We start from the raw sequence: 20,467 nt of genomic DNA on the forward strand, positions 1-20,467 counted from the left end.
TTCATTTTAAGGTTTTAAGATTTTACCTTTTTTATCTAAAATTTCAAATCTTGCATTATCAAACTCATCTATATAAATCTTAATTCTTTCTCTCCCTTTAGAATCATATAAAAAGAGCCCAGTCTTTTTATTTTCTTCTCTTCCTAAAAACATTCTGTACACATTTATTTCAGAGTCTATATATTTTTTGAAACTTAAATAGGCAGAATCTTTTTGAGTTTTTGAGTATTCTTTTGTTTTAGCTTGGAAAGCTTCAACTAATTTTTCTACCCTTATAGAATCTGAACGTTCTCTAAAAAACATACCATACCAACGTTTCCATTCTCCTTTTTCAAGATACTCATCTTTCATAATTGCCATTATTTGATCGTTTTTCTGCTGATCAAAAGTTATTCCTGCAAAGTTTTCTTTATCTGTACCATCATAATAAATACCTCCAACTTCATCTCCAACTCTATTAAAAAAGATAATTCCTGGTAAATCTCTTTTTGTGTCTGGATAATGTGGAACTCCATGGGTTGTGGCTAGAGCTTGTTGTTCAGGATTACTTATAGACATATATAAGTTGTTATCTGAACCAACAATACTTAATCTTTGAGCTTCAATTTCTTTGAACTTTACAATATCCTTTTTTGTACTTGTAAAAACGAGATAAGCTATAATACCTAGTAAAAGGGTAAGGTTGATTAATGGTAATTTTGATTTCATTTTTAACTTTTCTTAAACTTTTATTTGTGTTTTTTTCATTGAAATGCTAAAAAAACTTTAGTAATTATAATAAACTGTCACCATTCTAACAAAATTCTTTGTGCTGAAAAACCTGGTCCAAAACTTAACATAATTCCACGTTCTCCTTTTTGTGGGTTTCTATCCATAAATCGTTCTAAAACATATAAAACTGTTGCACTTGACATGTTTCCAAACAATCTTAAAACTTCTTTAGTATCATTTATATTTTTGCCTAATTTACCAAATAAATCTTCTACTGTTTGTACAATTTTTTTACCTCCAGGATGAAAAATTAAATGATCTATATCTTCTATTCTTAAATTATTTTTTTCTAAAAATGGGTGAATAATATTTGGAAAATGATCAGAAATTTTTTTAGGTACTTCTTTGTCTAATATCATTTGTAATCCAGTATTTACTAAATTGAAACCCATCATGTGTGTGGCATCAAAAAAGTGATACATTTCTTCATCTATAATTGTTGGCCCTTCATCATCCTTAAAAGAAGATAGAATTACACTAGAAGCACCATCACCAAAAATCGCAGCACTTACTATGTTTGTCATAGAAAAATCATTTAATTGAAAAGTTGCTGTTGGGGCTTCTACTGCAACTACTGCTGCTCTTTTATTTGGATTCGCTTTTAAAAAATTCTTCGCATAAATTATTCCTGAAACACCAGCTGCACAACCCATTTCTGTAACTGGCAAGCGAACAATATCTTGTTTCATGCCTAATGAATTAATTAAATACGCATCTACAGAAGGAATCATTATACCTGTACAACTCACAGTAATAATATAGTCTAAATCTTTGGGGTTTAAATTGGCTTTTTCTAGAGATTTTAATAGTGATTGTTCAGCCAATTGCACTATTTCTCTCTTATAAATATTGTTTTTATCTTCAAATGAAGTTGCTGTAAACACCTCTTCTGGATTCATTATAGAATAGCGTTTATCTACTCCTGCACCTTCAAAAAGTTTAACAACTTTTCTTTGAAAACGAGATTCTTGATCTTGCATCCAAAGTTTTACAAAAGGAATAATGTCTTTTGTTTCTCTATAGTATTTTGGTAATTGCTTGGCTACTGATATTATTTTTACTGCCATTTATTTTTTAATTATCCATAAAAAACGGAATGCCCATTTCCATGATATTTGTGATTTTTTATTAATTTTATTTGAAATTCTCTCTAAATCTTGTCGTTTAAATCCTCTTAAAACTGATGTTAAACCATCTTCAATAATCATCTTATTTTTTATAAAAATTGACAATAACATAAACAGATAATAAGCTAATTTATGTCTATGTAAATCGTTAACAACCACTCCTATTTTAGCTTTCTTTATCGTATTTCTTAAAAAAGAAATCAATTCTGGTTCTTTAAAATGATGTAAAAACAACGTGGCCAAAACAACATCAAATTCGCGTTTTTGAAATTCATCAGAAAAAATATCTTCCGTTTTAAAACTCAATTCAGTATAATCTACAGACAATTCATTTGCATACTGAATTGCTGTTGGGTTTGCATCTACTCCAATCAACTTAAATGTATAGTTGTTTTTTCTGCCAAATTTGGCAATATCTCTTAAAATATCTCCATGCCCACAGCCAATGTCAATAATGGTAACTTCTTGTTCTTTGGGGTGGTTTTTAAGAATCGATTTTAAGCCTTTTAAAGTTACTCTATTACCTCCTAACCAGCGATTTATATTTTCTAATTTATCTAAAGTATCACGCAATAAATCACCACCAATAGAAAAATCGTCCATGATTTCTTCTTTGTCTGTTCTTTGTTTTGTGCTAACTATAAAATTCATTAATCTATGGGTTTTCCATGGGTTTGTTTGATGACAATTGGCAATAAAAAAGGAAGTTTTTGAACTACATTCAATAACAGGTTTGAGATCCAATCCTTTCTAAACAAAGCTGCAATAAAATGCCCTACTTTTAACCTCCATTTAAATTGTTTATTCCATTTTGAAATATAGCTTTTTTCTAATTGATTTCTGTCGATTTTTTTCTCTAAAAAATCAATAATTAATGGTGCTACTATTTGTGCAGATTGAATAGCCATACTCATTCCATTTCCACACAGTGGATGAATCATACCTGCTGCATCACCAGAAAAAATAATATGATTATTAACCAGCTCTTTAGTATCAAAAGAAATTTGGCTTATAGATAGAGGTTTATCCCAAATTGGTTTTGAGTTTTTAAAAATCTCATTTAAAAACTTATTCTTAAAAACAATACTCTTTTGAAAATCTTCTATACTTTTATATTTTTTAAATGATAAATAATTTGTGATATAACATAAATTAATAGCATCATTTTCTACTTTAGAAACACCACAATATCCACCTTTAAAGTTATGAAGTGCTACTAAATCTTTTGGAAAAGTACCTTTTACATGAATTTTTACACCTAAATAAGGTGATTTTTTTTTGATAAATTTTCGATTAAGCTCAACATCTAGAGTTGACCTTTTTCCAAATGAGCCAATTGCTATTTTAGAGGTAAAAACCTTATTCTGTTTTGTTATAATTGTAAAAACATCAATTTTAAAATTGATGTTTATTACAGCATCTTTAAGTATAGCAACTCCATTGGCTATTGCCTTTTTTGAGAGTTGGTAATCTAAAGTGTGCCTAGATATTCCAAAACCTCCTAAAGGTAATTTTGACGAAAAGAGTTTACTATTTGTAGTAGAAAGTTGAAAATTTTTAATCTGTACTGCACCAAAATCAAAAGGGTTAAAGTCTAAATATTTTAAATAAGGAATCACTTCATTAGAAATATATTCTCCACAAACTTTGTGTTTTGGATAGCTGTTTTTTTCTACCAACAATACTTTTTTGCCAAATTTTGATAGATGAATAGCATTGCACAAACCTGCTAAACCACCTCCAATAATAATAACATCAAAATTTGGGGTTTTTGTTTTCATTAATCTAGTAATTCTGCTAATTCTTTCCCTACTAAATATCCAATTGCTATTCCCATTCCTCCTAAACGAACTCCACAAAATACATTATTAGAAATTTGTTTTATAATAGCTTTCTTCTGATTTCCTACACCCATAATTCCACTCCATCTATGTTCAATTTCAAATTGTTGGTTGGGTAAAATAATTTCTTTCAATATTCTCTCTAACTCATTTTGAATGATTTCTGTTTGTCCAAATTCAGTAGTTTCTTCTGTCTTAAAGTCTAAATTTCTGCCTCCACCAAACAAAATTCTATTGTCTATATTTCTAAAATAGTAATAGCCTTTATCCAAATGAAAAGTTCCTTTAATTTCTAAATTTTTTATAGGTTTTGTAATTAATACTTGAGCTCTTGCAGGTGTTACTTTTTCTATAAGAAGTTCTCTAGAAAAACCATTTGTAGTAATTAACAATTTATTTGTATAAAAATCTAATCTATTGGTTTTTAAATGAATTTTAGTGTTATTATCTTGATAACTCTCTAACTTAATATTGTTAATGATTTTAATTCCTAATTTTTGAGTTTTCCTCAATAATTGAGTAGTCATTTTCCCAGTATCTATTTGCCCTTCAAAATTATTTGTAATGTATTTTGAATATACTTTTTTGAAATTAAAAATATTATCTGTTTCAGAAAAAATATTTGCTTTAAAGATTGGTTTTAGTAAAAGATTTATAGTATCTTTCTTTGTGATACATTTCTCATAAAAACTTTTCGATTCACATAATTCAAAACCTCTATTTTCTTGAAAATCTATGTCTTTGTCTCCTAAATTTTTTCGTAATAATTGTAAACCCTCCCAACGCTTTTTTACTAAAGTGTAAACCTCTTCTTCTGTATGGGATTGTAAATCGTAAATGATTTCAGATAAACTTCCAAAACAAGCAAAACCTGCATTTTTTGTTGATGCTCCTTGAGGTAACATTCCTTTTTCCAAAACAATAATTTTAGCTTTTGGATATGTCTCTTTTAATGTTATTGCACAACTTAAGCCTACAATTCCACTACCAATAATTGTAAAATCAATTTTTGAAAACCATTCTTTTAATTCCCAATAACTATAGTTCATTTATACTATTTTTTCAAAACAAATACTGTTCTCCATTCCAACATATTGCCCATAATTTGGGATGATTTTATACTGACATTTTTTGTAAAAATTTACAGCTTCTATTTGTTTTTTTCCTGTTTCTAAAACACATTTTTTATATTCTAACTCTTTTGTCCAAACTTCTAATTCTTTCAAAATATACTGGGCAATTCCTTTATTTCTATAGCTTTCTGCTACGAACATCCTTTTTACTTCCATAGCAGAATCATCAAATTTTTTAATAGCACCACAACCTACTGCTATATGATTTTGGTAAATTACAATAACATGATTTAACACGTCAATATTATTAAACTGATTGTAAAAATCGTGTTCATCACCATCCGTTATTTTGAGATATGCATCCAATTGTTTTACCAATTTAATGAAATCTTGATTGTCTGAATTTGTTCTTACAATATGGGTCACAATGAATAATTGAATCGTTAATTAGTAAATATAAAAAATGTTAGACAATATAAATATACAGCTATTGGTTCTGAAATTTTTATATGAATTTAGAACTTAATTGATTTGTAAAAAAGTAATATATCAAACATATTGAAAAATAAAAACACCTGAAAAGTAAAGTTTTACAGGTGTTTTTCTTATATCTAAAAGGTTAATTTCTTATCCTTTAACTTGATTTGCTTGTTTTTTTGCTTCCTCTTTCATTTTTTCATCAGGAACAATAGCAACATTTACACGTCTATTTTTTGCTCTTCCTTCAGCAGTTGTATTATCATATTTTGGTTGTGTCTCTCCATACCAAAGTGTTTCGAAACGAGAGCTTGCAATACCATCACTCACTAAATAATTTTTAACCGATTTTGCTCTTTTTTCAGATAATGCTAGATTATAAGCCTCTTTTCCTGTATTATCTGTATGCCCAACAACTAGAATTTTAGTATCTGAAAACTCTATAAAAACTTTAGCTAATTTGTCTAAAGTTTGCTTTGATTTATTATTGATATTTGCCTTATTTGTATCAAAATATACACCACTATTTTCATCAAAAGTAACAACAATACCATTATCTACTCTTTCTACTTCAGCTCCAGGTATTTCTTCCTCAATTTTTTTAGCTTGCTCATCCATTCTCTTACCAATTAAAACACCAGCTGTACCACCTAAAACACCACCAATTACTGCTCCTAACTCACTGTTCTTTCCATTACCAACATTGTTACCTATAATAGCTCCAATAATAGCACCACCAGCAGCTCCAATTACTGCTCCTTTTTGTTTATTATTGGCGTTTTTAGTCGCTTCACAAGAAGTTAGAGATACAAGAATTGTAAAGATTAATACGATACTTAAGTTTTTACTTTTCATAATTATTTATTGTTTTATAAAATTCATATTTATTATAAAGGGTTCTCCATCTACTCTAATGGTTTGTTGCCAAAGCATTCTATCTTCAGAAAGATTCTTAAGTTTTACCCTAAAACCAATATTACTTTCGTTCTTTTTTGGCTTAAGAAGAAAATCATAATAGCCAGAAATTTCATCAACTTCTTGAATTACAAATATAAACTCTCTTTCATCTGCTGAACAGTTTGCTTCTTTAAATACATAAGTTCCTGAATTGTTATTAGGAACAAATTTCCAACTACTACCAACAAAACATCCTGCTTTTTGATCTTTAAACAAAGTAACATTATACGATCCTGTTTTGCTGTACGTAATTTTATTTAGAGTCCAATTTCCTTTAATTACTTTTTCTTTAGTTTTAATGTTTTTTGACACTCCACAAGAGAGCATTGTTATTGATATGAGTAAAAATAGTATTTTTTTCATGATTTTATTTTATACAAAGAAAGGAATTTATGAAAAGAAAAACCAACTTATAGGGTTAAAATAATACTATAAAAATTTGCCAAAATCAAATAGTATGGTTTTGGCAAATCAGGTAAAAATAGTTTGGGGGTACTAATGATTTTTTGTTAGATTTGTAAAGATAAATTTTAAATAAATTTACCTTTTATCTTTTCGATAAATGGTTTTATAAAACCTATAAACTCTTAAATTTTATAGTTAAATCTAAAATAGATTACTTAAGTTTGATTGTTCTTTCTTTTAAGGATAAAAATTTCCGTTAGCAGTAAAATCTTCAATAAACAAGTTTATAGTCAATTTTATTGATAGATAATCCATCTAAAACTTCTGTATTGTTTAATTTGAGAAGCTATTTATATCATTATAGTCTCCAAAAGAATAAGATTCTATAACAGGCATATTTTAAAAATTGGTAGTCTTTAATTTTTTTGTTATTGTTTAAAAATAAATCTCTTGAGCTAATCTAAACGTATTTGCATGTGCATCTACAACAATATTGACATCTTTAGAGTAGCCACCTCCCATAGAACACATTATTGGAATTTTCTGGTCAAAACAGGTTTGTAAAATATAACGATCTCTTTCTTTACAACCTTCAATAGTTAAAGAAAGTTTACCTAATTTATCAGTTTCAATTACATCAACTCCACATAAATAATAAATAAAATCTGGTTTTTCTTGATGAATGAGTTTGGGTAAAGTTTCTTTTAAAATGGATAAATATGCATCATTTTTTGTATTGTCTTCTAATGCAATATCTAAATCTGATTTTTCTTTTACAAACGGATAATTGCTTTTTCCATGCATCGAAAATGTAAATACAGAGTTATCATTTTGAAAAATTTCTGCAGTTCCATTGCCTTGATGTACGTCTAAATCTACTATTAAAACTTTATTAACAAGATTCTTGTTTTGTAAATATTTTGCACCAATTGCTTGGTCATTTAACATGCAAAAAGCTTCTCCTCTATCAGAAAATGCATGATGAGTTCCACCAGCTATGTTCATAGCAATTCCATTTTTTAAAGCAAATTCTGATGCTTTCATGGTACCATCTGCAATAATCATTTCACGTTCAATTAAACGTTCTGATAATGGAAACCCAATTTTTCTTGCTGTTTTTTGGTTTAAAGTAATATTAAGTAAATCAAAAAAATAGTCTGGTTCGTGAACCGTAAAAAAGTGTTTATTATTTGGTATTTCAGGCTCAAAAAAGTTTTCTACAGAACAAGTTCCTTCATATAACAATTGTTGAGGTAACAAATCGTATTTAATCATTGGAAAACGATGCCCAGATTTTAACGGATGATTGTAGATTGGATGATGTGCTATTTTGAGCATTTAATCTTTAAACTTCTTAAATACCAAATCTTTAGAAAATGATCGATATTCAGTTTTGATATAAAAATCTTTATATTTAAAAACTGTACCTCCTTTATCACTATCGGATACAAAATCTTGCATTTTATCAAATGCATTTTCTGGTATTTCTCCTTTTTTGTGATTAAATTCTTCATCAAATAAACACTCGATTCGGGTTGCTTTATTATTACCAAATGAATTAAATGCTATTTGAGCAGGGTTGAAAAAAATGGTAGCACTACCAATAGAAGCTATTGGTAATCCTCCAAAAGGCATCATCATCCCTGCATTAGATCTTTGTACGACATATCCTCCAAGAGTAACATGGTAAAATTTATTGTATTTTTTTACAGATACACCAATATTTCCTGCATAAATTTTACGTAGAAACTTTTTGGTTTTCTCTAGCTCTCTATAATTATTATATATCCCACCTTCTTGAATAATTGGAGTATTTTTAAAAGAAATTACACCTTCTTTTACAGCAGAATAAGTTTTAATTTCTTCTTCTGAAGAAAAATTAAATATTTTTAATGAAAATTCTTTTTTAGATACAGAAAAAGTAAAAAGATTATCACCATTTAAGTAGGAATTTCCTTTTTTGGAAGTATTTTTTATTTTATTTAATGGGTTTTTAAAATATTTTGTTGAAGCTTTAAAGTTTATTAAATCAATAATTAAAAGCTGTGTAAAAGAATCATCTGTATTAAAAGAAAAAACTACTTCATGTCCCCTCTCATACATTTTATATTTACTCGAAGTTATTTCAATTGTATTAGGTATATTTTCTTCAAATTTTCTTATTTCGCCAGAAAAAATAAGCATTTTATTGGCTGTTTTTCTTTTCTTTAATTTATCTAAAAAAACCAATTTATCTGTACTAATAATATTCTTTTTTTTATTAAAGTCTTTAAAGGTATAAGCATATAATTCATTCTTTTGCTTGGATGAACAGAGTAAATAAAATTGATTATTGATTGTTGTAGTTTGTACAAAAGATTCTGTATTCTCAATATCAAACTCCTTTGATATTACTTGTTTACTTTCGAAAGAAAATCTAACAATTAAAAATTTTTCTTTCTTCTTGTTTGTAAGAAAAATAGTGTAATCGTCATTTACATCAATATCATACCCAATTAAAATTTTAAATTTTCTACTTTTTTCTTCAGAAGTTAATCTATCTACAACTTCAAATTTTGAATTTATTTTGTAAGCATAAACATTCTTTGCATCAGCCAAAATATAAACAATTTCCCCATTTTTTTCATTTACAATAGGTATAACATCTTTTATATTAGAAGACGTTGTTTTTAAATCATTTTTAAATGATAATAATGTTTGTTGAGAAAAAACCTGTATACTAAAGAAAAGTATAATTAATGTTCCGAATATCTTTTTCATATTTTTTTATTTATTAACTAACAGCTTGCCCATTTTTAACTTTCTTTTCAGGCTCAACAAAAGCCAACTTCCCATCAGGAGTGTCAGTCATTAAAATCATTCCTTGGCTTTCTACTCCTCTAATTTTTCTTGGTGCTAGATTTACCAAAACAGAAACTTGTTGCCCAATTATCTCTTCTGGAGCAAAACTTTCTGTAATTCCAGAAACTATGGTTCTTACATCAATACCAACATCAACCTTTAGTTTTAAAAGCTTCTTTGTTTTTGCCACTTTTTCTGCTTCTAAAATAGTTCCTATTCTGATGTCTAGTTTTGTAAAATCATCAAACTTTATAGTTTCTTTTTGAGGTTCTACCACTTTGTTTTCTTGCTCATTAGCTAATTTTGTTGCTTCTAATTTTTGCAATTGAGCCTCAATAGTTTTGTCTTCAATTTTAGAAAATAATAGTTCTGCTTTATTAATTTGATGATTTGTTGGAATTAAAATATCTTTTTGAGTTACATCTTTCCATGTTAGAGATTCCTTCGTTTCACTCGGAATGACATTTAGATTTAAAATATTACTTAATTTAGTTGAAGTAAAAGGCAAAAATGGTTCAGAAACTACAGCTAATGCAGTTGCAATTTGTAAGGCAACATACATAATTGTTTTTGTACGTTCTTCATCTACTTTAATTACTTTCCAAGGTTCTTCATCTGCCAAATACTTGTTACCCAATCTTGCTAAATTCATCAATTCTTGAGAAGCTTCTCTAAATCTATACCTTTCTATAGATTTTCCAATACTATTTGGAAATTCTTTTACAGCAGCTAAAACGTCTTCATCTACTTCTGAATAATCTCCTGCAAGTGGTACTTGCCCTGCATAATATTTATTAGTTAAGACCACAACTCTATTGATAAAGTTCCCAAAAATAGCAACCAATTCACTGTTGTTTTTTGTTTGAAAATCTTTCCAAGTAAAATCGTTGTCTTTACTTTCTGGTGCATTTGCAGTTAGTGTATAACGCAAAACATCTTGCTGATTTGGAAACTCCTCTAAATATTCGTGCAACCAAACTGCCCAATTTTTGGACGTTGATAATTTGTTGCCTTCTAAATTTAAAAACTCATTGGCTGGTACATTTTCTGGTAAAATATAATTGCCATGTGCTTTTAACATACTTGGAAAAATAATACAGTGAAAAACAATATTGTCTTTCCCTATAAAATGAACTAGTTTAGTATCGTCTTTTTTCCAGTAATCTTCCCAATTTTTACCTTCTCTTGCTGCCCATTCTTTAGTCGATGAAATATAGCCAATAGGCGCATCAAACCAAACATATAATACTTTTCCTTCTGCACCTTCAACTGGTAAAGGAATCCCCCAATCTAAATCTCTGGTTACAGCTCTTGGACGCAGACCATCTTCTACCCAACTTTTTACTTGTCCGTAAACATTGGGTTTCCAGTCTTTTTTATGCCCTTCTAAAATCCATTCTCGTAAAAAAACTTCATGCTTATCTAAAGGTAAAAACCAGTGTTTGGTTTCTTTTACAGTGGGTATATTTCCTGTAATTGCAGATTTTGGGTTGATTAAATCTGTAGCATTATGACTTGTTCCACAGTTTTCACATTGATCACCATAACTTTCTTCAAAACCGCATTTTGGGCACGTTCCAACCACAAACCTGTCTGCTAAAAACTGATTGGCTTCTGCATCATATAACTGTGCAGTCACTTCTTCTATAAACTCACCATCATTATACAATTTTGTAAAAAATTCTGATGCTGTTTCGTGATGAATTTTAGCTGAAGTTCTAGAATAATTATCAAACGAAATTCCAAATTCTGAAAAAGAATTTTTAATAATAGTATGATACTTATCAATAATATCTTGTGGAGAAACTCCTTCTTTTTTTGCTCTCATTGGTATAGCCACTCCATGCTCATCAGAACCACAGATGTACGCCACATCTTTACCAATTCCTCTTAAATAACGTGCATAAATATCTGCTGGAACATAAACACCTGCTAAATGCCCAATATGAATTGGTCCATTTGTGTATGGCAAAGCTGCTGTAATTGTATATCTTTTTGGAGCACTCATAAGCTTTTCTCGTATTTTTTGGTATCGTTTTTGAAAGTGCAAAAGTACAAAAAAGGAATTTTGTGTAGTAATTGAAAATACTTACTTTTAAGAAAAAAAGAATGCTAAAAAACAAACTCCTTTTTTTCTTTTTACTGATGTTTTTTTCATCAATAAAAGCTCAAGAAAAACAAGATTCTTTAAAGGTAAAAACAAATACTATTGTTTTTATAGACTTAAATGTTAGATATTCTTTTGGAGTTACTAATGGATTGTCAGGAGGTTTAAGTTTAAATTATCAAGTAAAGAAAAATCTACTTAAATTTAGGTTTTTTGAAACCTCTCGCATTGAAAATGTGGATGTAATTTTCGGAATTATTCCTACGAATATAGATCAAAAATTAACAAGAGAGTATTCTTTACTTTATGGAAAAAGATTTATTAAAAATGATTTAGCTTACCATTTTGCAGGTGGAATTTCTTACAGCAATTATAAGAAAACAAAACAAGATGTTGTAGTTACAGAATATAACTTTGTTGGTTTTCCATTAGAATTTGGAATTCATTGGTTTCATTCAAAAAAAGAAAGATATAGAGTTTTATTTGGCTTAATTCCTGTTGGGAAACCCACAAGTTTTGGACGTGCACAAGGATTAAAACTATATGTAAATCTTGCTAAAAGATCTTATATTGGTTTAGGTATTACGATTGGTTTAGGTTGGCATAAAAAGTATTAAATAATGAAGTATATAATAGTTACAGTTTTATTCTTGATGATTTTCTCATCAATAAAAGCACAAGAAAAATTAATAACTCCTGCTTATTTAAAAGCTGGAGATACTATTGCAATTCTTGCACCAGCAGGAATTCTAAAACCAAGTAGAAAAGCAGTTATTCTGCAAGCTAAACAATTAGCAGAAAGTTGGGGATTACAAGTAGTTTTAGGTAAAAATATGTTTAATAATGGGAATCATTTTGCGGGTTCTGATGACGAACGTTATGAAGATTTTCAAAGAGCATTAGACAACAAAAATATCAAAGCCATTTGGGCAGCAAGAGGTGGTTATGGTTCAGTTAGAATTTTAGATAAACTTGATTTTTCAAAATTTCAACAAAACCCAAAGTGGATTATTGGCTATTCTGATATTACTTCGTTTCATAATCACATTCATAATTTAGGTTTTGAGACTTTACATGCTATGATGGCTACTAGTTTAGAAGAAAAGCCAGAGGAAATAGAAGAAACAATTTCGTCATTTAAGAAAGCGCTTTTTGGTGAAAATTTGAGTTATACTATTCCTTCATCAACATATAATAGAACTTTTGATACTAACAAAATTGAAGGGCAATTGATTGGAGGAAATTTAGCAATTTTGGCTTCGATGTTGGGTTCTGAAAGTCAATTAAACACAGAGAATAAAATACTATTTATTGAAGAAATTGGCGAGTATAAGTATTCCATAGACAGAATGCTACAAAGCTTAAAAAGGGCTGGTTATTTTACCAAAGTAAAAGGAGTTGTTGTAGGTGATATGAGCTTAATCAAAAAGAATTCTACAAAATGGGGTAGTTCTATAGAGCAACTCATTTTAGATGCCATTCCACAAGGTATTCCTGTTTTTTTTAATTTTCCAGCAGGTCATGAGGCTGATAATCGAGCAATAATTTTTGGAAGAAGAGTTGAGTTGGCAGTAGACAGTAGCAGTGAGCAGTTAAAAGTTGTTTTTAAAGAATAGTTTTGATTTTGAATAAAGAGGTATCTAAATCGTTATAAAGTTTTAAAAATCGTTGTTTTCGATTTTCTTGTTCTTTGAATTCTTTACCCTGAAAGCCACCTATAACTTTAAAAACTTTGAATTTTGAATGATTATGATTTTCTTCATTTAAATTAAAATCAATTTTAGAAATTTCAAGCTTAATTTCTTTAGAAAATGAACTTTTATCTATTCTATTTATAAAATTTTGTACTTCAATTTTTAATTGATTTATTTCATCATCAGTAATAATTTTATCTTTTTGATGTCTTAAACATTCAGTTTTTAAAAACTTTAAATATTTTAATAAAGTATCTTTTTCCATTTGCTTTAAAAATAACCAAAAAATAACTATTTCACTTTTTTAAACGTATAATTTTCTCCTTGTTTTACGGTATATCCTATAATTTCATTTTTATCATTTCTAAAAAACTTGAAAGCCACACTTACTGCTTTAAATATAAAAACATCTTTTTCTGAAGGTGTTAAAAAAGCGTCTGCTTCAGGATTTTTAGGGTCACTCAACACCAAACGATTATCAAATAATTTTATTTCAAAAACTCTTTCTAGCTCTCCTTGGAGTTCGTAAATACCTATATATTCTCTTAATTTTTCTGCTGAAATTTCCTTTTTTGTGAAAATTTCAATTGGATTATTCATCAAAGTACTTGCTATATAATCAGAAATTTTATTGACTCTATCAAACTTGGTATTCGCTAAAATACACACATAAATATCTTCATTTGGCAAATACATTCCATTAGTTGTAAAACCAAATAAATTACCTCCATGTTGAATGGTTTTACTGCCTTGTAAATTCCTTGAAAAGAAGCCATAACCATAGCCAGTTCCTTTTCCATCGTCTGTTTTTTTCTCTGTAATTAATTGTTCAACAACATATTTACTAATAATTGTTTTCCTTTTTAGTGCTTCATTCCATAGAAATAAATCTTTTGTGGTAGCTACAATTCCTCCAGGAGCGTATAAAGCTGAACCCACCATTTTTGGTGCAGGAAATAAAATTCCTCTTTTACTATTATACCCTGTAACAATATTTTTCTTTTTTGTATTACTTGTATACCAAAGTCCTGTAGAATGCATTTGTAAAGGCTCAAAAATGTAGGTTTTTAAATATTCCTTTAAGGATAAACCTGTTACTTTTTCTAAAGCTGCACCCAATAACGGATAATTAGAATTGCTATATGCCCATTTTGAACCTGGTTTAAATAATAATGGTCTGTCTTTATAATAATTAATCAATTCTTTTGGTGTATGTTCTTTGGCTAACAAATAAAATTCGTTATCATCTACATCAAAATAATTAGGAATTCCAGAGGTTTGTGATAACAAATGATGAATTGTAATTATATGTTTTTTAGAAGGATAATAAGGCACAAATTTTTGAATAGAATCTGACAATTTCATTTTACCTTGTTCTACTAATTGTAAAATAGCAGCAGAAACAAACTGTTTACTCATAGAAGCCAATTGAAAAACCATATTTGTTTTCAATTTTCTTTTTGGCTTTATAGACGCTAAACCATAAGCTTTATTGAAAATAATTTCACCTTTTTTAGCAACTAAAACAACTGCTCCAGGTTCATTCTTTGGATATTCTTCTTTTAGAAAATCATCAATCTTATTTAAGCTGTTTGTTTGTTGACCTAAAATGGATTGTGAGCTAAAAAAAGTAAGAAATATTATGAAGCCTATTTTTTTCATTGTGTAACTATTATTGTTTAACAATGGCAAATAAACTAAATACAAATACTTAAATCTATTCAAATCTAGATTTGAGTGTTATTTAAATCTAAAATCTATTGTTGCTGAAACTCTTTTGGAGTCATATTTGTCATCGATTTAAATGTTCTTTGAAAAGTAGCCTGAGAGTTAAAACCACATTCAAAAGCTATACCTGTTATGGTTAAATTTTTGTCTTTATTTTCTAATAATCTTTTTTTAAAAGCTTCGACTCTAAAACCATTTACATATTCATTAAAAGATTTTCCTAAATGCTGATTGAGTACTTCTGAAATAATTTTTTGAGAAATTTTGGTGTGTTTTACAACATCATTTAATTTAAGATTTGGGTTTAGAAATAGTTCATCAATTAGCATTGCATTTTCTAAAGCTTTAGAAGTATCAACTATAATTTTGTTGGATAAGTTTTTATCTTTTTTAGCTGTTTTAAAATGTTTAAAACTGATGATATATCCGTTAATACCCAACCAATAAATTAAAACAATTAATGGCATATATACAGGATACCATCCAACAGCACCCAATAATTTATTTGAAAAATATGGAATTATATAAGGAATTAAATGCAGCAACCAAATGATGGAAAAAATTAGAAATCCCATTGTAAATTGTCTTACCCAATTGTAAACTTCCTTATTTCTATTTTGAACTTTAAATCTGGCTATCATTTTTAAAGTGATAATAATATATGCTGTTAAGGAAATCCATCTAGGAATATCAACATACTTGTTGTATTGATAAATAAAATTATTCCAATCAAACGTATTGGATTCTAAAAGTCCTAAAATGCTACAAATTATTAGGAAAAGAGAAAGTATATATGGAAATAGGTCTAAAATAACTGAATAAAAATGTTTTCTATTTCCTTTGTTTACTGCAGTATTTGTATTTAATGTGGCTTTTACATAAAAATAAATTAACGGTCCTATTGGCATAATAATTACCAATGGTAAAACAGCACCAATAATTACCCAAAAAGTAGTGTTTAAGGTTATTGCTTCTATAAAATACAGATTAAAACACGCCAATGAAATAAAAAGAATTATCCAAGCCAATAATGTATTGGCTTTAGTGTTCAATTTTATTCGAAATAATAAAAAAGAGGTGATAAAACCTTGAATGGCTCCTAATAGAATTATAATGTTTAGAAATTGTTTAAATGAAAGCATTAACTATTAGCGTATCCAAAGGCTGCAAGTAAAATTACAATCAAAAATTTAATTAAAAAAAGTTTATTTACTCTTTTAAAATTTTTGTAGTAAAACTCTCATTATCTGCATAAACCTTTAGCAGATAAAATCCACTAGATAAATCATCAACATTTATAGTTAAAAAATCTTGATGTATTTCTTTCAGTTTTTTTCCTAAAACAGAATAAATTTCGACTTTTTGGATTTCATTTTTATCAGACTGAATTGACAATCTGTTTTTCACAGGATTTGGAAAAATACGAGCATCATCAATCGAAAAAACAAGACTACTTAATGTATTGGATAGTTGCACATCATCAAAATAAAAAGTTGAAGTGTTAGAGCCATTACCAACATTACCAATATCGAGCATAAAAATTAGTTTATCGAAGGTAGATGCCCCAACTTGAGAGAAATCCCAGTGTAAAGTTTCCCAAGCACCTGAAACTGTAGTTGGTGTTGCCAACTCAAAAGAACCTCCACTATTTTGCCTTTCTAATTTTATTTGCATTGAGGTGCCAACAGGAGCTTCAGTCCATACTTTTAAGGTGATGTATTTATTGCTAGAAAAATCTAAAGGGTTAGATAAATTAATATAAGAACCAGCCCAAGGTTGTCCTCCATCTCTTATAATTTTTGCCATTTTTGAGCTTGTGTTTCCATTATTGGCATTTATAACTGTTGCTGTTCCACCATCAAAATTATTAAAATCTGATGTTATTGGAGAGGTTTCAAAATCGAAAGGTAAACTCATTTGTTGTGCTACTGGACAAGTTGCACCACTAAAAGTAAATTGCATTTTCCCTAGATTAACTTCGCCATTATCAGCTGTTAATTTAAGCACATGAGTGCCTTGTGTTAGATTAATATTTGCTGTTTTGGTTTGCCAAGTATTCCAACCACCTGTTGATGAGAAAACAATATTTTCAGTAACTTTTGTTCCATCAATCTCAAAACTGATTGGGCCACCTCCAGCAGTATTACCTGAAGCATATCTCATAGATAATTCGTAACAACCAGAATTTTGTACATCAATGGTATACTCTAACCACTCACCACCAGCAATCCAACCTACAGTTGCACCTTCATTGTTCACAGTTACTGCATCTACATATTCGCTAGTTCTAAAATCTCCTTCGTTATTTACAGAAGTATCAAAATAAGAAATATTCTGGCCTACACCTCCTTGAAACTCATCATAATGACCAGCTTCAATTGTCCCTGGAATTGCATGAACAACATCATTATAAGGTCTTTGTTCTCCAACTTGGATGTTAATCACGTTAGAAATTACACTTCCAGAAGCTGTATACATTTTGGCATGCAAACCATAAATACCAAATTGTAAATTTGTTACGTCATAATTATAAGGTGCAGTTGTATCTTCACCTAACAAAGTTCCATTGCTATAAAATTCCGCTTTTGTAATTCCAGAACCAGTTGTGTTCAAAGTTAAGTTTGCTGTAGCATTCTGTTGATATTCACTTTTATCTGATGCTAAAGTTCCAGTAATAGCAATATCTCTACTTGTAGCCATTTGATTTGCAGGAACTGTGAGTTGATAACCATCAGAAAATGTAACTATCTTTTGCGTATTTGTATAGTTGTGTGCTACATAAGTTTTAGTACCATTATCATTAAAAACAGCTGCAATAGGATAATCTGCAGTAATTGTAGCATCTAACTTTCCTAAAGCTTTCATAGCATGCAACCAATGATAGGTTTGCGCATCAGAAATACCAAACTTTAGATTTCTATCAGGGTTTCCATTATACAGATTAATAGCTTCATCTGGATCTAGTAATGATAGGTATTTCCAAATAGTATCATGCCACAAATTAGGATTGGTATCATTTGGATTTAGAATTCCTGTGTTCTGTTTTAGCTCATTCCAAATGGTTTGCACATAATTAGTATTCTGTCCTAAATACAGAGAACCTCCATGCATAGGATATAATTCTATGACATAAGAAGCTGTAATATCTGAAGTCCAAAACGTTCCATTATCATAAGAATTTCCCCAAACACGAGAAACCAAACTGTATTGTTGATTTGCTTGGAAATTTCTATCATACATATCAAACCAATATTCTTCGATAGCAGATTGTTCTGTGGTGTAAATATAAATCCCTAAATCTCTAATTTCGTTATTATTGGTAATAGTTCCCCAATGAATTAAAGACGATGCAAACTGCATACTTTCAGAGGTAGATTCTTGGTCATTTCCTTGAGGAAAAGAGGCAAAACCATTAGCCCAACTATGCCCTGCATAAGGACTGAAATTTCGTAAATATGGAAACATATAGTCATTTCTATTTGGTGATGCTGCATCTCTAATTAATAAATTTACCATTGGTGCCCATTTTGTAGCCCAACCAGGATCAAATTGCTCCATAAAAGCAGCTGCATGTATAAAGTATCCCCAATGAAAATGATGATCGTTTATATTGCTATCTTGTCCATGACCAGCAGGATAACCAATAGTGGTTGTCCAATCGTTATTGTAATAAAAAAGAAAAGCAACTTCACCATTTTCGTAAGACAACCAATCTTCTAAACGTTCTTTAATAGTGGCAATCATTTTGTCTCTGGCAACAATATTTCCTGTTTGGTCTGCAATTCGTGCAGTTTGTATTAATCGATTCATTACTTGTCCTTCGTTATACGAATCTGTCCAAGTTGCTAAACCATCACCTTCTATTAACTGAATTTTATCATTTAATTCATTGGGCTTAAAAGAATTACTATAATGAGGTAAATTTGGTAAGGTTGGTAAAATACCTTTAAATGTGTGTTCTACAGCAAAGGTGTTACCATCTAACATTTTTATTTCACCTCTAACATTGCTATAACTTGTGCCATTTGGTGTTGTAGAACCAGATGCTAAATTTGCCCATTGATGAGGTAACAACCCTTGTAATATGTTGGTTTCTGTGCCTTCTTTTGCGTCAGTGGTAACTGTAAAAACAGTGGTTACTTTTGACGTAGTTTCATTAAAAGACCAATTAGCTTCTGTGTTTTTTGGAAAAACGTAAGCATATTTTTTATATTGATTGGCAACAGTACTTACGTTAGTAGTGCTTTGAGGTAACATAGCTACTGACCAATAATCTTTACCATTTAAAGTTGATGTATAAATATTTCCATTTTGAATCCATGTACTTCCAGATGGTGCATAAGCAACATAATCACTACCATTTTTTGCATTTTCCACAATTAACATTTCATTAGAAATAGTAGCTGTACCAGCTAATACTTTTATAGATGCTGATGAAGAACTATTTTTAGTAAAATATACAAAGGGCATACCTATACCAGAAGTAGCTTCGAATTCATTATTACCATCATTCCAATTCATAGTAACTGTCCAATCCGAAAAATCTGAAACTGTAGTTTTATTTGTTGTTAATCCTGTTAATCCAACTTCAATTGAATATAAATCGCCAATAACACCCCAAGGTATATAAGTCATTATTAAACCATTATTGTTGGTATTCATTGTTAATGGATAATTGAATAAATTATCTGCATGATTGTCTTTAATTAGTTTTGACCACCAATCGTTTGTAGGTACTGGTTTAGTTGCTGCTACTCCAGACACTTGTGGTGTGCCAGAAGGAAAGTTATTTCTGTTTGCAGCATCAACTCCAGGAAAAGTATTGGTATAGCTACCATTACCAACAGCAATTTGAGCATCTACAGAAAAAGAAGTCATTGCAACCGTTAGAAAAAAAACAAACTTTAAAAGAGTTTTTGGTGTAATAATCATGCTAAATATTTAATTATGTAAAATTACATCATTAAAACATTTGTAAAGAATTTAGTAACAATACACAAACACAACAAAACAAAGTTTAACAGAATTTAAGATTTGCTATTTACTTGTTCTAACAAGCGATTGGAAATTTCTTTGCCGTTTTTATCAATAGAAACAAACCAAACATTAGAAGTACATTTTCTATTAATATCTGTATTGTTTGGACAATCTTGCTTCGTGCCTTTTATTAGGTAACCCTGTTTGGTGATTTTTGCGGAATAACCATACTCATTGTAAAAATTACCATAGGTATTTTGCCAAATTTTCTTTCCTTTTTTATTGGTCTTAATAATATACATATCGTAATTCCCTTTTCCATAAGAACTTGTAGATCCAATAATTAAATAGCCATCTTTGGTAGCCAAAATTGAACTGGCTTTGTCCCAACTATTATCCAACGTCTAAATAAAACGATAGAGAACACAACTCCGTGGAAAAAGAAAATTAAAAGTAAACCGCTTTTTTC

Annotated in this window: 18 protein-coding genes; 2 read left to right on the plus strand and 16 right to left on the minus strand. The window is 29.2% G+C overall.

From position 1 onward, the window contains the following. Window positions 1-6: 6 nt before the first annotated feature. From BTO18_RS12220 to metG, 11 genes are all read right to left on the minus strand, one after another. On the minus strand, window positions 7-708 hold the full coding sequence (locus tag BTO18_RS12220; RefSeq protein ID WP_105016493.1) for a hypothetical protein: 702 nt from the start codon (window positions 706-708) through the stop codon (window positions 7-9). A 77-nt stretch (window positions 709-785) separates the two neighbouring features. Then, window positions 786-1,838 carry a type III polyketide synthase gene (locus BTO18_RS12225; RefSeq protein ID WP_105016494.1) on the minus strand — a complete coding sequence of 351 codons (1,053 nt, stop codon included), beginning with the start codon at window positions 1,836-1,838 and terminating at the stop codon, window positions 786-788. Then, complete coding sequence (locus BTO18_RS12230) at window positions 1,839-2,549, minus strand: methyltransferase domain-containing protein (RefSeq protein ID WP_105016495.1); 711 nt, start codon at window positions 2,547-2,549, stop codon at window positions 1,839-1,841. It abuts the gene before it with no gap. Continuing rightward, complete coding sequence (locus BTO18_RS12235; RefSeq protein ID WP_105016496.1) at window positions 2,549-3,679, minus strand: NAD(P)/FAD-dependent oxidoreductase; 1,131 nt, start codon at window positions 3,677-3,679, stop codon at window positions 2,549-2,551. The genes BTO18_RS12230 and BTO18_RS12235 overlap by 1 nt, the downstream gene beginning before the upstream one ends. Continuing rightward, window positions 3,679-4,788, minus strand: a complete 1,110-nt coding sequence (locus BTO18_RS12240) for an NAD(P)/FAD-dependent oxidoreductase (protein WP_105016497.1) — start codon at window positions 4,786-4,788, stop codon at window positions 3,679-3,681. Before BTO18_RS12240 ends, BTO18_RS12235 begins: the two co-directional genes overlap by 1 nt. Further along, on the minus strand, window positions 4,789-5,238 hold the full coding sequence (locus tag BTO18_RS12245) for a GNAT family N-acetyltransferase (RefSeq protein WP_211295603.1): 450 nt from the start codon (window positions 5,236-5,238) through the stop codon (window positions 4,789-4,791). A gap of 201 nt (window positions 5,239-5,439) precedes the next feature. After that, a complete protein-coding gene (locus tag BTO18_RS12250; RefSeq protein WP_105016499.1) occupies window positions 5,440-6,144 on the minus strand; it encodes a YiaD family glycine zipper/OmpA-like lipoprotein in 705 nt (234 codons plus the stop codon). Between the two features lie 6 nt (window positions 6,145-6,150). Continuing rightward, a complete protein-coding gene (locus tag BTO18_RS12255; RefSeq protein ID WP_105016500.1) occupies window positions 6,151-6,609 on the minus strand; it encodes a lipocalin family protein in 459 nt (152 codons plus the stop codon). Window positions 6,610-7,086: 477 nt separating this feature from the next. Further along, window positions 7,087-7,989, minus strand: coding sequence for a histone deacetylase family protein (locus tag BTO18_RS12260; protein WP_105016501.1), 903 nt, complete (start codon window positions 7,987-7,989; stop codon window positions 7,087-7,089). Continuing rightward, the gene (locus BTO18_RS12265) at window positions 7,990-9,411 is read right to left on the minus strand and encodes a hypothetical protein (RefSeq protein WP_105016502.1); all 1,422 of its coding nucleotides are present in this window, start codon (window positions 9,409-9,411) and stop codon (window positions 7,990-7,992) included. Between the two features lie 13 nt (window positions 9,412-9,424). Then, entirely contained in the window at window positions 9,425-11,500 is a 2,076-nt protein-coding gene (gene metG, locus BTO18_RS12270) for a methionine--tRNA ligase (protein WP_105016503.1), read from the minus strand. Window positions 11,501-11,601: 101 nt separating this feature from the next. On the opposite strand from metG, the gene BTO18_RS12275 reads away from it, so the two are divergent. Both BTO18_RS12275 and BTO18_RS12280 read left to right on the plus strand, forming a co-directional pair. Then, complete coding sequence (locus tag BTO18_RS12275; RefSeq protein WP_105017570.1) at window positions 11,602-12,216, plus strand: hypothetical protein; 615 nt, start codon at window positions 11,602-11,604, stop codon at window positions 12,214-12,216. 3 nt (window positions 12,217-12,219) lie between these two features. After that, the gene (locus BTO18_RS12280) at window positions 12,220-13,215 is read left to right on the plus strand and encodes a S66 peptidase family protein (RefSeq protein WP_226789034.1); all 996 of its coding nucleotides are present in this window, start codon (window positions 12,220-12,222) and stop codon (window positions 13,213-13,215) included. Here the strand turns inward: BTO18_RS12280 and BTO18_RS12285 are convergent. From BTO18_RS12285 to BTO18_RS12305, 5 genes are all read right to left on the minus strand, one after another. Then, the gene (locus tag BTO18_RS12285; protein ID WP_105016505.1) at window positions 13,205-13,558 is read right to left on the minus strand and encodes a hypothetical protein; all 354 of its coding nucleotides are present in this window, start codon (window positions 13,556-13,558) and stop codon (window positions 13,205-13,207) included. The genes BTO18_RS12280 and BTO18_RS12285 overlap by 11 nt on opposite strands. A gap of 26 nt (window positions 13,559-13,584) precedes the next feature. After that, window positions 13,585-14,955, minus strand: coding sequence for a serine hydrolase domain-containing protein (locus BTO18_RS12290; protein ID WP_105016506.1), 1,371 nt, complete (start codon window positions 14,953-14,955; stop codon window positions 13,585-13,587). 95 nt (window positions 14,956-15,050) lie between these two features. Further along, entirely contained in the window at window positions 15,051-16,163 is a 1,113-nt protein-coding gene (locus BTO18_RS12295; RefSeq protein WP_105016507.1) for a helix-turn-helix domain-containing protein, read from the minus strand. Window positions 16,164-16,230: 67 nt separating this feature from the next. Next, complete coding sequence (locus BTO18_RS12300; protein WP_105016508.1) at window positions 16,231-19,953, minus strand: glycosyl hydrolase; 3,723 nt, start codon at window positions 19,951-19,953, stop codon at window positions 16,231-16,233. Window positions 19,954-20,048: 95 nt separating this feature from the next. Next, window positions 20,049-20,399, minus strand: a complete 351-nt coding sequence (locus BTO18_RS12305; protein ID WP_226789035.1) for a hypothetical protein — start codon at window positions 20,397-20,399, stop codon at window positions 20,049-20,051. Window positions 20,400-20,467: the final 68 nt, after the last annotated feature.

It is taken from the genome of Polaribacter porphyrae (assembly GCF_002954685.1).
GTDB lineage: Bacteria > Bacteroidota > Bacteroidia > Flavobacteriales > Flavobacteriaceae > Polaribacter > Polaribacter porphyrae.

What these genes read in the sequence shown, in the direction of transcription:
- BTO18_RS12220 (WP_105016493.1), bottom strand. Translation starts at nt 708, where the DNA reads ATGAAATCAAAATTACCATTAATCAACCTTACCCTTTTACTAGGTATT.
- BTO18_RS12225 (WP_105016494.1), bottom strand. Translation starts at nt 1,838, where the DNA reads ATGGCAGTAAAAATAATATCAGTAGCCAAGCAATTACCAAAATACTAT.
- BTO18_RS12230 (WP_105016495.1), bottom strand. Translation starts at nt 2,549, where the DNA reads ATGAATTTTATAGTTAGCACAAAACAAAGAACAGACAAAGAAGAAATC.
- BTO18_RS12235 (WP_105016496.1), bottom strand. Translation starts at nt 3,679, where the DNA reads ATGAAAACAAAAACCCCAAATTTTGATGTTATTATTATTGGAGGTGGT.
- BTO18_RS12240 (WP_105016497.1), bottom strand. Translation starts at nt 4,788, where the DNA reads ATGAACTATAGTTATTGGGAATTAAAAGAATGGTTTTCAAAAATTGAT.
- BTO18_RS12250 (WP_105016499.1), bottom strand. Translation starts at nt 6,144, where the DNA reads ATGAAAAGTAAAAACTTAAGTATCGTATTAATCTTTACAATTCTTGTA.
- BTO18_RS12255 (WP_105016500.1), bottom strand. Translation starts at nt 6,609, where the DNA reads ATGAAAAAAATACTATTTTTACTCATATCAATAACAATGCTCTCTTGT.
- BTO18_RS12260 (WP_105016501.1), bottom strand. Translation starts at nt 7,989, where the DNA reads ATGCTCAAAATAGCACATCATCCAATCTACAATCATCCGTTAAAATCT.
- BTO18_RS12265 (WP_105016502.1), bottom strand. Translation starts at nt 9,411, where the DNA reads ATGAAAAAGATATTCGGAACATTAATTATACTTTTCTTTAGTATACAG.
- metG (WP_105016503.1), bottom strand. Translation starts at nt 11,500, where the DNA reads ATGAGTGCTCCAAAAAGATATACAATTACAGCAGCTTTGCCATACACA.
- BTO18_RS12275 (WP_105017570.1), top strand. Translation starts at nt 11,602, where the DNA reads ATGCTAAAAAACAAACTCCTTTTTTTCTTTTTACTGATGTTTTTTTCA.
- BTO18_RS12280 (WP_226789034.1), top strand. Translation starts at nt 12,220, where the DNA reads ATGAAGTATATAATAGTTACAGTTTTATTCTTGATGATTTTCTCATCA.
- BTO18_RS12285 (WP_105016505.1), bottom strand. Translation starts at nt 13,558, where the DNA reads ATGGAAAAAGATACTTTATTAAAATATTTAAAGTTTTTAAAAACTGAA.
- BTO18_RS12290 (WP_105016506.1), bottom strand. Translation starts at nt 14,955, where the DNA reads ATGAAAAAAATAGGCTTCATAATATTTCTTACTTTTTTTAGCTCACAA.
- BTO18_RS12295 (WP_105016507.1), bottom strand. Translation starts at nt 16,163, where the DNA reads ATGCTTTCATTTAAACAATTTCTAAACATTATAATTCTATTAGGAGCC.
- BTO18_RS12300 (WP_105016508.1), bottom strand. Translation starts at nt 19,953, where the DNA reads ATGATTATTACACCAAAAACTCTTTTAAAGTTTGTTTTTTTTCTAACG.